The sequence below is a fragment of the Aquimarina sp. AD1 genome (assembly GCF_003443695.1).
GTDB classification, from domain to species: domain Bacteria; phylum Bacteroidota; class Bacteroidia; order Flavobacteriales; family Flavobacteriaceae; genus Aquimarina; species Aquimarina latercula.
Map to the genome: position 1 here is coordinate 2,352,576 of NZ_CP031966.1, position 17,509 is coordinate 2,370,084.

The window sequence follows — 17,509 nt, forward strand, 5'->3', positions numbered from 1 at the left end:
CGCTAGGATTCAAAAAGAATTCGTTAGATATTTCGAGACCATTACATAAATTAGGACTATATCAAGATTTTTTTACTCTAGATATAGATAATTTTCCCTAAAAATTTTGATCTACAATATCAATCGGTTTAGTTCGTTAACATCACCTCACGCGCTTACCATATTCTTGATAACCGCATAAGGAATGTTTTCTTTTAATTAAATAATTTTTAGAATGTGTTATTCTTTGACAAATTGTGTTTTACTTTTTCCGAAAACAGATAGTATATAAACCCCAGATTCTATATCCGAAATTGATATTAACTCATCTCCAGAAGTTAGTTTCGTTTTCTTAATCGTTTTACCAGTGATATCATAAATAGTAATAATATCATTCGCTTCAACTCCTAGAATAGCAATCGATTCTTTGGACGGATTTGGATATACTGCCAGTACTGAATTATCTGATGTAGGATCCTGTCTGTTTCCTACGGAGAGAACTTTCCACTTTTGGTTTGTATTGGTACTGCTATAATTCCAGATAATGGCATTTGTCCCAATGGTTCCTCCGGCTCTATCTAATGCTCTAGAAAGACAATGCATCGGTTTTATTCCATAAATATCGTTACCATTCTTAACGATTTTCCATTTTTTATGTGAATCCAAATCATTGATCCAAGTACCTACATTACTTCCATTTTCACAACGTGCATAAGGAACTTCCAAATATCTATTAGTTCCAACATTTTTAATGGTATATGAATTATCACTAATATGCTTAATCTCCCATTTCTGATCATCAAAATTTGCTGGCTTATGCATTCTGGCACTATGGCTTTCTAAAGCACGAGCTAGTAATCTCTCATTATTCTGAGGAGATTCTATATGATAAATACCATTTGGAATTAACTGAGTAAAAAGTTCAGTAACAGTAATATCATTTGTCTGATCAGTAGCTAATGCATCTTGCCAAGTAGTTCCTACTGGTCTAATATGTACCTTAAATAAATATCCTGAACCAGGTTGTGGTATATTCGGAAGATCGATTGTAATTGCTTTAGATCCAGTTCCTGCTGTTACCACTTCTTCTTGCGCTGCAATCCATCCGGTAGCTGACCAAAAAGACATTACAATTTCTCTATTAGAAGAAGCCTCATAGTTTACATCTAAAGTATAAGAAGTCGCCTGCGCCATACTATTCGGAGAATTACTAAAAGATATTTTATCTTCTAATGTTTGCCCTTGCACAGTTACATTATTAATCTGATCTGTATCAATAGTCTCTTGCCAACTAGTACCTACAGGTCTAATATCTGCTTTATAAACATATCCAGAACCCGGGATTGGTGCTGTTGGTAAATCGACTGTTACAATTATAGTATCTGAACCACTTCCCACAGTAACTCTTTTCTGACCTAACCATTCAGTAGCTGACCAAAACTGTACTACAATATCTCTATTGGTATCTGCACTGTATTGCACTTCAAAATCATAGGAAGTTTGAGAAGCAATTGTAGTGGAAAGATTGATAAATACAATTTGATCATTTGCTGCATCTCCTTCTCCTGTATCTTCTATTGCATCAATTCCTGCAGTCCATCTCGTTCCTCCTCGTTCGTAAGCTCCAATATCTGGTGCAGAACCTTTATAAGCTTTTTCGAATCCTGCAATCACTCTTCCGCTATTGACCACAGATCCATTAGATTTTGGCATAAAATTTAGACCATTTGCATTCTCAAATGGAGAAGTAGCATTTATTATATTATTCTTGTATTCAAACCCTGGTGCTTCATGCCATCCTTCTTTATTCGAATAATTATTATAAACTCTATTATCACTTTGTGGATAACCATTTACCCATGAGCCCATTGCTTCTCCTGCATTCCAGATAGTGTTATGAAAAAAGTCTAAATGTTCATTATTCCAGTTTACCTGATAACCAGTCCAAGATACATTCCATACCACATTATGATGGACAACATATCCTTTACTATTATTATCTAAGTATATCCCAGCTGCTTTATTTCCAGCATATGAAGGTGGTTTTGAATCATGAAACCAATTATGATGAATTTCAGTTCCTTTTCGTCTATCATCACCAACTGTATAAAAAACTCCTGAATCAGCATTGATTAGCTGCGCTCTTGACACATCATTATAAGCAACTTCGCAGTTATCTCCACTAACGTACATTCCATCTCTTCCTGAATTGGTAATTTTATTCTTTAGGACTTTTACATTATTTGCTCTCGTTCTTATAGGCGTAGCATGAATTCCTAAATAATCGATATTTGAAATGGTATTTTTCTCGATAATAGAATTATGAGCATTTGCCCAACTCTGAACCGAAATTCCATTTGCAGAACTATGATTAATGGTACAATTTCTTATAATAGTATTAGGTCCCAACACTTCGATTGATGATTCACCTACACCTGCGCTCGTACTATTTATATTATCAAAACCTTCACTTCCATGGATTACTTTATTATTCTCAAAGATATTAGAACGACCATTGATCTTTACACTTCCTCCAAAAAACTCAATACCTTCAATTTTTATATAATCTCCTTTTACTTCCGCAATAAATTTACGAGTGGCATACTCTACTGTATTATTAGCAGGTTTTTTACCATTCGCAGGTTGAAAATATAGTGTTTTAGTTACAGTATCGTAATACCATTCTCTGGCATAATCTAAGGCTTCAAATTTATTAAACAGATACAATTGTCCTCTATGTCCATTTCTTACAATTGTTGGGTTATGAGGATTAAATGGCCATTTATTTATATTCACTCCTGCGTGTTCAATCCTATTTCCGGCACTACGAGTAATTCTTCTCGTCCAGCTAGTACCAGAGTGTCCGCCAATATAATACACTAATCCACCTGTCCAATCGAAGTTTGGTGTTCCCGACACACTAAAATAATTACTACCACCATTATCAATAAACTTACAATCTACCGTAAATCTATTGTTATCAACATTGTTTGGCCACCTAGCCAAATCCATATATTGTTGATTATGGTAAACATTCCGAAACCTTTCTTCTAAGGTCATATTCACAGATGCCTTATAAATGTTACCGGAGTGTAATTGCCATCCATTTATAAACTTTGTCGCCTTGATTCTTACATTTTCTCCATCTGCAGCTTTAAAGGTGATATAATTATTTTGAGTTCCTTTTTTATTAACAACTAAAGGCTCGGTATATACTCCTTCTCGGATAACACATACATCCCCAGCTTTCATTACTGAAACTGCTTTAGCAAATGTTTTGAAAGGACTACTTATAGCACCGTTGTTATTATCATTTCCATTAGTTGCTACATAATAGTCCTTGGCGAGTAAACTCTGGGCACAGAATACCCAGAGAAAGCCAATTAAAAATTTAATTTTCATGGTTTGATTATTATAAATTAATTTAATTAGCTGATTTACTCTTTTACAAATTGTATTTTACTTTTTCCGAAAACAGATAGTATGTAAACTCCGGATTCCATACCCGAAATTGATATTAACTCATCTCCAGAAGTTAGTTTCGTTTTCTTAATCGTTTTACCAGTGATGTCATAAATAGTAATGATATCATTAGCCTCCACTCCCAGAATAGTGATCGATTCTTTGGATGGATTTGGATATACCGTTAGTACTGAATCATCTGATGTAGGGTCTTGTCTATTTCCTATGGAGAGAATTTTCCATTTTTGATTCGCATTTGTATTATTATAATCCCAAATAGTTGCATTCGCACCAACTACTCCTCCGGCTCTATCTAATGCTCTAGAAAGACAATGCATCGGTTTTATCCCATAAATATCATTACCATTCTTAACGATTTTCCATTTCTTATGAGAATCTACATCATCGGTCCAAGTGGCGACATTGGTTCCATTTTCACAACGAGCATAAGGAACTTCTAAATATCTGTTCGTTCCTAAATTTTTAATGGTATATGAATTATCACTAATATGCTTAATCTCCCATTTCTGATCATCAAAATTCGCTGGCTTATGCATTCTAGCACTATGGCTTTCTAAAGCGCGAGCTAATAATCTTTCATTATTCTGAGGAGATTCTATATGATAAATGCCATTTGGAATTAATTGAGTAAAACGAACACTTACTGTCACATTGTTTACCTGATCTCTATCGATTGCATCTTGCCAAGAGGTATTTAATGGCCTGATATGCACTTTATAAACATATCCACTTCCTGGTGAAGGCAAATTAGGTAGATTAACAGTAATTGTTTTTGTACCAATACCTTTAGCAACTTGCTCATTTTGTTGTGCAATCCAACCTGTAGATGACCAAAACTCTACGATAATATCTCTAGTGGCTGAAGCTTCATAATTAATATCAAATGAATACGAAGTAGCTTGTACAATAGTAGTTGGTGCATTACTAAAAGAAACCTTATCTGCAAATGTTTGGTTAGCAACCGTTACATTTTCCACCTGATCTCTATCGATAGCTTCCTGCCAGGTAGTACCTACTGGTCTTATATGCGCTTTGTAAATATATCCTGTACCTGGAGTTGGTGCAGATGCTAAATCAACGGTAACATTTGTTGTTCCCGTCCCTGCATTCACTGCTACCATTTGCTGACCTAACCAGCCCGTTGATGACCAAAATTCTACCACAATTTCTCTATTTGTGGAAGCACTATAATTCACTTTAAAATCATAGGAGGTTTGTGGTTGAATAGTTGTTGCTGGATTTACAAAAGTAACCTCATCTGGAGTAGTACTCACATTACAATCCTCGCCAGGTAATCCGTAGCATCCATTCCCTGTAGGACCTAGATCTGAATTCCAATTAATTCCTGGCACCCAATTTTCGCCTCCAAATTCATATGCCCCTGCATCCGGTGCAGATCCTACAAATCCATCAGTTATACCTGATATTCTTCTACCAGCGTTTACTGCGGGTGAGTTAGATCTTAATGTAAAATTATTTCCGTTATAATTCGTATAACCAGATTGAGTAATTACATTATTTTGCTTATCCGCATCTCTTTCGAAAGTACCTTCGTCCTCTTGTGTAGAAGGGTCATCTTCAGTTTTAACATCAGCAATATTATTCCAGACCTTAACATTCGAAAAAGCTGTTCCTTCCTTATGCCAAGCTCCCATAGCTCCTCCCTCTGTCTTGACCAACGTATTATTAAAAATATCAATGTCTTTACCATTCCAATTAATCTGGACTCCAGTCCACTCTACATTCCATACTACATTATGATGTACTGAAAATGCTTCTGCATCATTATCTAAATAGATAGCTGCAGCTTTTCTTAATTTTCCTCTACCCTCATTATCATGAAACCAATTATGATGAATCTCCCCATAATGCGGTCCACCTACCGTGTAAAGTAAGGCACAATCATCATTAATTAAGTTTGACCTGTATACATCGTTATAAGCAAACTCACTTCTATTATTAAAGAATTGAATACCATCTCTTCCGGCTCTAAAAATTGTATTCCCCTTGAAAAGTGTATTTTTTCCACCTCTTGCATTAATGGGCGCATCATAAGAACCGATATAATTAAAATCATGAATTCTAGAATTAAGAATTCTATTTTTATCACCACTTACTTTGATACCATTGGCAGCTCCAAAAGCTATCTCACAACGCTCTATTGTATTATTATTTCCCTCCATCAAAACACTTTGTTTATTGGCAGAAAAACCTTTTTGAACACCTTGTGTATGATTCCCATAAAAAGAGGAAACACCATAAATCACATTATTGTTTGAATTTCTAGGCATATTAATCGATCCTCCAAAAACAGCGAGGTTTCTGATATGAATAAAACTTCTACCACTTAGATCTACGGTTGTTGTTCTTCTTCTCATTTGTACAACTCCATTAACTGGTGCCTGCCCACCTGGCATTTGTACAAATAATTCTTTTGTCTGCTTATTAAACCACCATTCATTTTGATAATCTAAAGCTCCTTTTACTCCTTCTAAATAAAAATCTCCTTTATCAGCTGGGGCATGGAAAGTTCTAATCCAAGCAGGATTTTTATCCAGTGTAAAGTTTACTCTTCCAGAAGAACTACTATTAATAAATGCTTTCCAGGCGATCCACCCTGATCCAGGTTTGTCTCCGTAAAAGAAAACTGATCCTCCCGACCAATTAATATTAGGAATTTGTGAAGATGTTAAAAAAGCTCCATTAACTACATTGCTTCCACTACCTCCATCATTTCGACGAGAATTTAACGTGAAAGGATCACCATCTGTATTATTGGGCCACCTTGCCAAATCCATTGCTGTATTACCATTCAAAACAAAGTTTTCTTGTCCTAAATCCCAGTTTATTTTGGTTTTGTAAATAGCTCCATTGTCTTTTTGCCAAGCGCTAAGCGCTTGCATAGCGCTAATTATTACTTTTTCTCCTTGTTTTGAAGTATATGTAATAGGTTGACCAGCTTGCCCTGACCTCGCTGGTCTGATGACTTCCTCATAGGTACCTCCTCCAATAACAATAACATCACCAGCTTCTGCTACTGCAGATGCCTTTGCAATTGTCTTATATGGACTTGATTGTGTTCCGGAATTTGAATCATTCCCGTTTTTTGCTACATAAATATTTTTCGCGTGTAAGGAAGACACAAATATGAATAAAAGTATCCATATACATTTTCGAAAAAAGGTTTTGAGAGTTTGATTGTTTTTCATTGCTAATTGTTGAGTTTGATTAATTTTGGCGAAAATAATATTACCTCTTATTTCTGTATTGCTTCTTCTATTAACCGCAGGTATTATGCTAGAATTCGTTAAATAGAACAACAAGTTTGAGAGCTAAAAAGTTTCTTTATTTTTTCCAATAAATTCTATTTTTATTGCTCTTTTTTAAAGACTGACAAGGGTGATTATTTCTAATTCATCATCCATATCAATATCTTTTTTTACTATCTATTATTGACTATAATTTTTCTTCTTGAAGTCACGTTTTCTATAAGGTCTTTAATCTCTAAAATATAGATTCCTTGTTCTAGGTTATCTAATGAAAATGTTATGATTGATTGCCTTTCATTCGGATTAGCTCTACGAATTAAATTACCTACTAGATTTGTCAATTTCACTTCAATTTTTTCCAAAACCTCAAAACCTGAAATATTAATATGGTTTTTAGCGGGGTTTGGATAAACTTTTACGTTTTTCAACAAATCTAATGTTGTTACAGAAGCAGGTGGTTCTATACCCCAAACCAAATTTCCATTCACATACAAAGTCATCTCATTATTAAACTGAAAATCGGTTAACAAGGACTTGTAAGAGTAATCATCATTTTCATCGAAAGTACTCCAATTGGTTTTAGCTAACCTTGTTTGTATTGGTCCAGAATTCTGGCTAGGCATTAACATTCCAGAAGCTGGATCAAATGAAACTTCGAGATAATCTACATTATTCTGTTGACCAAAAACCCCATTAACCATTTCAGCTCCTAATTGCGCCCAATCGCACCAAAAATTAAGTTCATTATTATCTTCTGAAGTGAACCAATACCTAACTGTTATGTCTTGATAAGAAACTGCAAGGTCACTATTATTTTGAATTCTAAAATGTGGATTGATCATGTTATCCGTGGCATTACCATTACCACCATCTTTATATTCTACGGATATATCTGATACAGGAAGTATCTCTTGTACTTGAATTACCATTGTACTACTATCAATTCCTCCTTGCCCATTATCTACCTGAAGAGTTACTGTATAAAATCCAATAGTATTAAAAGTATGAACAACGATTTGACCTGTTTCTGTTGTCCCATCTCCAAAATCCCACAAATAACTTAATGTATTATTAGAAGGATCTGTAGAACCTGAACCATCGAATGTTACTTGCAAAGGAGCAGAACCTGAGGTCACGTCTGCAATAATATTTGCAATAGGATTTCCATCAGAAATTATAATTTTTCTTATTGTAGAATCTTCAATTTTACCATCACTTACAGTGAGTTTTACATCAAACTCTCCTTCAGTTTCAAATTGATATGAGACTACTACTCCTGTTGCTGTATCTCCATTTCCAAAATCCCACGTATAAGATAACGTGTCATTGTTCGCATCTGTTGATTCTAACGCATCAAAAGTAATACGTATTGGTGCCACACCTATTTCGATATCGCTGGTAAAAATAGCTACAGGTGCTACATTAGGGTCGGTAACTGTAATCGCAATTGTTTCGCTATCTGAATTTCCATTACCATCATCAACTGTAAGAGTAACTAAAGCTTCTCCAAATTCAGCAAACTCATATATTACTATTTCATTTATAGCGGTATCTCCATTTCCAAAATCCCAACTATATGTTAGAAGATCTCCATTTGGATCTGTGGACGCTGATCCATCAAATGTTACAGACAAAGGTCCATCTCCACTTATAGTAGAAGCTTGAATTACTGCCGTTGGAGTATCTATTGTTGTTCCTGGTTCAATACCGCTAACTAATTTTCCATTAAGATACAAGGCAACTTTTTCCCAAGTCTCAAAATCCTTCTTAGTTCCATCATAAGAATAATCATTCGTTTGATCTGTATCGGACCAATTGCTATTCGCTATTTTGGGTTCCATTCTTCCGGAACCAGCGTTTCTTCCTAATATACCTGCGGCGGGGTCAAATGTAATTTCTAGGTAATGTTTGTTAGGCTCTGTACTAACAATTTGCCCTTTAACATTACCACTTCCTATCATTGCATAATCTATAAAAAAACTAAGTGGCAAATCAACCTCTGTCTCGAACCAATAGCGAATACTTAGATCTGAATATGCAACATCCTGAGAAGAATTATTAAATAATCTAAAATGCGGTTTTATAACATTTGTAATCGCCTCAATAGAAGCATCCTTATATTCTAATGATAATATACCATCTCCTCCTATTTGAATATTTCTAGGTGTTGATGTTTTAGTTAATCCACTAATACCCGTAGCTACCGAAGTAATAGTGTAATTACCATCAGGCAAGCCTGATATATCTAACTCATAGGGTGCAGTAGTGTCTTCTCCTATCAATTCTCCATTGCTAAAAAACTCTACTTTATTAATCGTATTATTTTCATTGAGCAAATTAGCTTCCACATGTACAACACTACCAGTTACATACTTATCTCCCGACTTAGGAGATAACAGAGATAGATAAATGGCTTCTCCTCCAGACATTTCTTCCATTCTCAGCGCATGCTCTTTATAAATAGCAACTTCGACATCACCTTCGAACACACCAAATTTATCTCTAGGTGTATTATTATCAGGAAACCACCAGAAGCCACTTGCTCCGATCTTATTTTCCTCAATAAAAGCATACATCTCTTCCCACCACTCGTATCGTTCTTGGATTTCTACATTAAACTCTCCAATATATAAAGGCTTTTTGATGATATTATGAGACTCATTAGCCCATTGTTCCATTAGTTTCATGGTTTGTTCTAATGTAAAATTGGACCAACTTTCTCTAATATAAGGATGAGCTGATGTAAAATCAATATATGGAGATTCGTGTATTTTTATAAAATCATTTCCTTCATCTCCTCCAAAATTATATTTGGTTCCATGAGCTTCTAAACCAGTACCTAACAAATGATTAGGATCAAGCTCTTTAATAAAAGCTCCCATATCATCAACCCAAGCTCTTAGAACATCGGAAGCAATATCATCTCCAAAACCCTGATACCTAGGCTCATTCATTAATTCCCAAGCTAAAATCGTAGGATCGTTTCTATATTCTACATTATCATAATGATTGACACGAGTAAGAAAGTACTCCACATAATCCTTATATCCTTGTACAGCCGATGGATTAGTAAAAAATTGCCCTTGATCATGTTCTCCGGCACCTTGTACATCGATTCCTTCCCATTTAAGACGATCTTTGATACCTCCGTAATCATTCCAATAATTTTCTAAAGCGACGATTAATTTTATCCCATTAGCTTCAGCTGATTTAATGATATAATCAAATAAAGAAAATTGAGCTTCACTATATACTCCTTTTTGAGGTTCAAAACCGTGCCAATCTTCGTGGCTAAATCCCCATAATCGTACAACTCTGATTCCATTTTTATATAATCTTCGCATATGTTGATCTATGCGATCTTTGTCCATAAATTGGGTTTCAATATCGCCACTGGAAGATCCGTAAGTAAAAAAATCATATACATTGGCTCCAGAAAAGTAATAAGGTCTCCCATCCAACATGAACTTTTCTTCTTCTGCATATACGAATCCCGTGGGAGCACTTTTTTGTTTTTGAGCGAATACTTGCATGCTATAGAGCAAGCTCGCTATTAATAAAATTTTAATGTTAGTTTTCATTTTTAAAAGAATTAGTTGTGTGTATGTTGATTTAAGTTTGAATTGATAATCATTATTCCAACTATTCCTAACTCATGAATCCCCCGATTCTAAGAACACTCTATTTCGGATGTTCTAAATTCTTTCTTTTTTAAAAGTTTATTGTTTAGAGTTTTATTTTATAACCACTGTTAGATCTCCTATTTAAATAAGAGATCTAACAGTGATTTTCTTATTTAATAATTTGTTTAATTACGGTTTTTTGATTCTTCCTAATTTGTATGAAGTATATCCCTGATTGGAACGTATTCATATCCAATCGTATCGACTCTATGTTTCTCTGAATATTACTAGATGATAAGACCTTTCCATTTATATCTACAACCTTAATAAAAGTTCCTTTTAAATTTTGATTACTTTGTATTGTTAGATAATCTATTACCGGATTAGGAAACGCCGTTACTGAGATCGAAGTATCTTTTAATGGTTCACTTAGCTTGTTATCACAATTAGGAGCATTATTTTCATTACTAAAGTATATAGTAAATCCTGCTGTTTTAGAAACGAGCACCAAATTATTTCCATCCATAACAGCATCATAAACACCATCAAAATTTGATATTCCTATTCCAGAAAATGTTATGCTTGGTTGTACTTGATTAAATGTTTGACTTTCAATATTTGCCTTTAAATCAATCCACCAAGCAGGGTTACCATCACTCATATTCATTGAACATTGCCATAATCCATTGTTTTGTAAATCCCAGTTGATTGTAAAATTAGCCATGTTGCTTAAATCCGGACCTCCTTCTCCTAAAACATAGGCATAATCAAATGTGGAATTAGATAATGTAGGTAATGGATTTTGCATAGGAGCGCCAAAACTACAATTAGTACTGCCCGTAGATTCATTTACCAGAAGTACAGCTGTTTGATTAGCTGATAAAAGTCCATCACTTACTGTAAGAGAAATAATATATTCTCCAGCTGCCGTATATGTATGGGTACTATTTATTCCTTCTCCAGTTGTTCCATCACCAAAATCCCATAGGTATTCTAAAGTATCTCCATTGGAGTCAGAAGAAGTTGAAGCATCAAAGCTTACCAGCAAAGGAGCAACTCCTGATGTTACCGACATATCAAAACTAGCTTGCGGAGCGACGTTACCCTCAAGAACACTAATAGTAATTGGATCAGAAATGTCCGAGACTACGCCATCACTAATTGTTAACGTAACCGCATAAGATCCAGAACTAGTATATGTATGAGAAGGATTGGCCAAATCACTCGTATTTCCATCTCCAAAATCCCAAATATATGCTATCACAGATCCATCTGGATATACAGAACTCGAAGAATCAAAATCGACAACTAAAGGTACATAACCTGATAATGAGGCTGCTATAAAACTAGAAATTAAAGTTGGAGTTTCGTCTTTAACCATAATCACAATAGATTCTGTATCGGAATTTCCGTTTCCATCATCCACAGTTAATTCAACCTCATAATCACCTGGAGTAAGAAATGTAAACTGACTAGTTACACCTGTAGTGACATTACCATTCCCAAAATCCCACGAATAACTCAGTGAATCCCCATCCGGATCACTAGAAGCTGAAGCATCAAAATCTACGGATAAAGGTGCTGTTCCTGATACAATACTAGGGTTTATAATAGCATTTGGTTTTCTATTTACTATTCCTCCACCATTAGGCTCTAATCCCCAAACTAATTCACCTTTATAGTATAAGGTTGTTAATACATGTGGTTTCAGAGAAGTCTTTCCTGCGTCATATGAATAATCATTATTCTGATTATGTGTTTGAAAACCTGAATGATGTAATCTAGTCTGAATTTGACCAGACTTACTATTAGGATTTAAATTTCCAGAAGATGCACTAAACCCAATCTCTATATAATTTTCTTCTAAACTAGAATCAAAGCCACCTACAGTTCCTACTACTGCGGAATAATCTATATTAAAATTCATAGCTTGATTATGTTCTGGAGTATACCAGTATCTAATTTTGAAATCTTTTAATGAATGACTTTCTGATGACTCACTTACTATCTGAAATACAGGCTTTAATTCTGATGTAGATACCCCAGAACTATTATCTCTATATTCTAAACTAAAATCGGTATCCGGAAGATTATTAAATCGTTCATCCACAGTTATTGTAACCTCTGCAGAATCTCCTGTGATTTCTCCATTTTCCGTAGCTAATGATAGTGTAATAGTGTGTATCCCTTCTGACAAGCCTGAAACCGGTATTGGCGCTATTTCAAACATAGAACCTTTCTCTACTCCATCAATAAAATATTTAATATGTTGTCCTCCTGGATTAATATCCCATTTATAAGTAGAAAATTCTATTTCGAAATCTGGTCCTACCAATCCTCCATCCGACGGAGATTGAATAATCGCTGTTGGATCTTGAGGCAATGGATCATTGGTCACAATTACTGTTATTGTTTCTCCCAAATCAGTTACGGAATTATCACTTCGTTCCATTTGTAATGACAACTCGTGAGGACCTTCAGTAAGAGCTGTTCCATCTGTAAATTCTCCTTCTGAGGTGATTAATCCACGATCTTGTCCATCAATTTTAAATCTTAGTTTATACTGCTGTGATGGTAATTCCCAACCTTCTGTATTAAAATCTATGGTCAAAGGAGTATTAACTAATTCTCCATCCACCGGTGATTTAAAAAATACATCAGGCAAGGGGCCTATTGGTGTATCTGCATCACCTCCATGTAAGGTCCATAAAACTGCGGCATCGAACATGGCTAGCCCTTGGTCAGTTAGCAAATGCATAAACTGATCTCGTAATGGGAAACCTACTCTTCTCGAAGGGATATCAATACTAGCCTCATAACCAAATAAAATAGGTTTGGTTCCGGCTGTTGCAATAACAATAGCTTCATCTGTTGGATTACCAAAAGGTAAACTTTGGCTTATGGAATATAATGATGTTTCAATACCAGAATTTACAGCCATTGGATGTTCTGGAGATGTTATTGCAATTGAAGAAAAACCTTGTTCTGTAATTCCAAATCCACTATTTAATTCTCCAGTAACCATTCTCAATTTGTTATACATAAATGGATTCCAAGTCATCAATGGAACTCTAGCTCCTTCTAAATCATTTCCTAGTTCTCTAGGATCAACTGTGGAAGAAATTAAAGCCATATCGAATGGATTAGCAGATTGCGGACTGGTCGCTTCTTCATCCGAGAATAATGTAATTTTAAACCCAAACTTTTGCTCCAATCTAGATTTTATACGTTGGTCTTCGGAAGTAAGTGCATTTTTATCCCCAACAACAAACATCACTTTTATAACATTCTTAAATTGAACTGTGATTTCCGGAGTTACAGAAGCTGTATTACCATTGTTATAAAAAACCTTTGCGTTAATTGTATAGTTTTTCCAAAGAACAGGTGTCCACGATGATGCGAAAGGAGCACTTACCACTTCTTCTATCATTTCATTATCTACAAAATATTGAATCTTTGTAATCCCTTCTATATTAGTATCAACACTAAGGTTTTGTGATTCTGCTCTATCAATTATAGATCCATCAACAGGAGAAGCCATTTTTAGTAACTGCTCTGATGGTTTGGCTAATTCGGAACCATCAATCTGTTTTATATATGCCTCTAATTGTCTTATTTGAGTGGCATTTAAAGATGATGTTACTCCGTGAGTATCATTATTATTATAAATTGTTAGTACTTCTTCTATAGTTTTGGCCATTCCATTATGAAGATATGGAGCTGTTGCCCAGACATCTTTTAACGTTGGCACATCAATCCCAAGTAATTTTTTATCCAAACGATTTCCCGTAGTACTCGTAATTGTACCAACATCGTGTAATTTTCCAGAATTACTATCTGTAAAATTACTCCCACTATGGCAAGCATAGCATTTTAGATCTTCAAATAAAGATTTTCCAGCTATTCCATCTGCTGTAAGCGATCCATCATTATTTCGATATGGACTAGGGCTAAAACTATTTAGAGATTCTATATACGCCGTTAAAGCATCTAAATCAACTGATTTCCCAGTTTTAGGATCTCCAGTAGTTAATGCCGTTGTACCGTCATTAAAATCCTGATCACTCATAAAACCTTGTCCCTTAAAATGAAATCGAATATCATTTTCAAAATCCTGAATCTCATCAAAATTAGCGCTCCAATGAACTCTCCCGTGAGCTGTTCCTGCTCTACCTATTAAAGAGATTGTATTTCTCAATCCTTCTCCTCTATCAGTAAAGTCCCAAGTTCTTCCATCTTCTCCTCCATCGATATGACAGGTAGCGCAACTCACATAACCATCTGTACCCATTCTGATATCGGCCGCATCATAGAATATTTGTTTCCCTTTAAGTTCTGTAGCTGATAGTAACTCATTATCTACCGTTACAATCGTCGATAATTCTTCCAACGTACTGCTACCATCATTTATCATCTCATTAGCATCAAAAACCGTAACTGAACGATCCATAAAATTCTTCACAAAAACCCGATTATTTACAGGATCTATTGTCAGTCCTTGAGGAGCTTTTCCCACATCTTTTTTAAGCAATTCTTGTCCCGTTTTAGGATCTATTACTACAATTCTATTGTTACCTTGCATGGTAACAAAAAGGTAATTTCCAGTTGGCGTGTATAAAGCAGATGAAGGCTGACCATGATTATCGATATCCAACCTCTCATTTAGATTTTCATTATTAGTTGTTAGATCAATAGATGATATTGCGGTCCTCACAACATTATCAAATGACAGTGGTTTTCCATCACGATTTAATCCTCTAAGAATATTATCCTTTTTAGCTACTGACCACGCTGATTCATTATTTGGATGAATAGTTATCCCTGAAACATAATTAGGCAAACCTCTTCCTTGATTTCCATTATCCTGTGTAAAATCATCCAATGGCAATCCAATAGTTGTGTCAAGAGTAAATGTATTTAAATCTATTTTCCATATTTGTCCTTCTTGATCTGGAGAAACAAACCTTGTTACTAAAAGCACTTCCCCTTCTCCATCTATAGCCATTGCTCTAGGTTTTTCTCCAACAGCTAATTCATTGACAATTGAATTAGTAACTATTGAAAACTCTAATATTTTACCTGAACCAAAAGTTGATACAAACCCGCGATTACCATCAGGTGTAAATACAATTCCATAAGGTTGAGATCCACTTTCTAAGGATATTTTGGTTTCTAATATTCCATCTTTTCTTAAAATATACACCTCATCAGAATCTCGACACGTGACCCAAGCTTTCCCCTGGGAATCTAATGCTATATTAACAGGGTCTTTTCCTACTTGTATTTCATTAATAATAGATAAATCATCCGAATTAATAAGTGTTACAGAATTATTATCGGGATTTACTGACCACACAGTTCTATTATCAGTATCAACGGTAATGGGTCCCGATTGTGTTGGTAACTTATCATATATAGCATCTACTATTACAATAGATTGAGATCCTACTACAAAACCACCATTATCATCAGAAATTTGTACTTGTATCAGGTAATTTCCTGGTTCTGTATACGTATGACTACTAACCGCTCCAATCCATTCGGTTTTAGGAGAATTATCACCAAAATTCCATCTATATTTCAAATCATTACCATCAGGATCACTTGCATTCGCTGTAAAGTTTATAGTAGTTCCGATCGTTACCGGAGAAGAGATGTCTACATCAATTTCTGTAATTACAGGGGATTGATTAGAAGCATCGCCTCCAGTAGTAAAGTAAAACACATACTCTTCAATCCCATTACCAACAGCATCTTTTACACCTCCTTCTACAAACTTTACTTCGTAGGTTGTATTAGGAAGTAAATCTTCTTTTGGGGCATAATTTATAACTTGATAAGATGTTGTGGTCACATCACCCCGAATTGGATCACCTCCTAAAGGACTTACTTGTATAGTCTCGTCACTAAGCGTTAAATCATTTAATGTTTCATTTATTACAAAACCTATTGTAGAAGAAATAGGTTGATTAATTGCCCCAGAAATAGGAAAATGATGACCTACTGTTGGAGGTTTTGTATCAAGTCCATCCTGATGAGCAAAAATAGACGTCTTATCATCTCCACTTGCTATAAGAATATGGCCTATTGGCATCCATTGATTATCTATAAACTGAAGTGTCTCATCACTTGATGGTGGAAAAAACTCTTGTTCAATTTCCATAGTTTCAAAATTAAATTTGACTCCCCGATCAAAACGACCAGAAAAACCAAACTCATCCTGAAATATCATATACCTTCCTAATGTGGCTTGATCAGAATGTAAACTAAAACCTAATTTAACATCAGTTGGATCACTTATATCAAATCCAACCAAAGCATTTGACCCTTCATTTCCACTCATGAAAACTAAGTGATTTCGCCATAATTGAAACCCTGTACTATACTGCTCATGAGGAATATCTCCTCCGAATGAACCAAGAAATTTAATATTAGTAGGGTCACCAAAATCAAATACACTTATATCCCCTGTTTGTGGTGCATAAAAAACATAGTTCCCTATTCTAACTACTACATCTGGCAAAGAAACTGAAGTTGGGATGTCATCTAATTGCTCTCCAGTTCTCATATCAAAAACTCTATTACCATCTATAGTATGTGGAAAAGTTTCTAAATTATCATAATTAGATTGCCCGTCTTGTACGGTATAGAGAATATCCGAAGTAGTAATTGGTTTTCTTTCTAACATATTAGAAAGATCTAAATATTTATATCCAGTTCCTTCTACTTCGGGAACCGAATATTCTCTATAGAAAAGATCTCCTTCTAATTTCCACCATCTATGTCCGTTATTTGCTGCATCGCTAAATTGTACTTTTTTGGGAGCCGTAGGGTTAGAAACATCCCATATTCCTGTTCCAGCTTGGCCATTAATCATCAAGTAATTACGATGGTAAGTATTAATTCTATCTCCCTCAGGAAAATTAGAAAGAAACGTTCCTGCAGGCCAAGTTTGGGTTGTCATCATTGGTCCTTCTGTTCCATCATATACATCTACGAATGATATGACGGCAAGGCCTAATGATATTGATATTGCTATCGTGTAAAAGAGTGCTTTACGAGTATCTTTTATATACGCACGCCATCCACGCTTATTGTTTGGTGTTGGTCCCATAATAAGTGGTGAGTTTTGTAAATTATTTTGCTGTTTCTTTT

4 protein-coding genes are annotated in these 17,509 nt (G+C 35.0%); all 4 read right to left on the reverse strand.

What is annotated here, in order from left to right:
* Positions 1 to 219: 219 nt before the first annotated feature.
* The gene (locus D1815_RS10470; RefSeq protein ID WP_118386852.1) at positions 220 to 3,381 is read right to left on the reverse strand and encodes an RICIN domain-containing protein; all 3,162 of its coding nucleotides are present in this window, start codon (positions 3,379 to 3,381) and stop codon (positions 220 to 222) included.
* Between the two features lie 35 nt (positions 3,382 to 3,416).
* Positions 3,417 to 6,671, reverse strand: a complete 3,255-nt coding sequence (locus D1815_RS10475) for an RICIN domain-containing protein (RefSeq protein ID WP_147404097.1) — start codon at positions 6,669 to 6,671, stop codon at positions 3,417 to 3,419.
* Between the two features lie 233 nt (positions 6,672 to 6,904).
* Entirely contained in the window at positions 6,905 to 10,312 is a 3,408-nt protein-coding gene (locus D1815_RS10480) for a PKD domain-containing protein (RefSeq protein WP_118386854.1), read from the reverse strand.
* Between the two features lie 211 nt (positions 10,313 to 10,523).
* Positions 10,524 to 17,468, reverse strand: coding sequence for a PKD domain-containing protein (locus D1815_RS10485; protein ID WP_118386855.1), 6,945 nt, complete (start codon positions 17,466 to 17,468; stop codon positions 10,524 to 10,526).
* Positions 17,469 to 17,509: the final 41 nt, after the last annotated feature.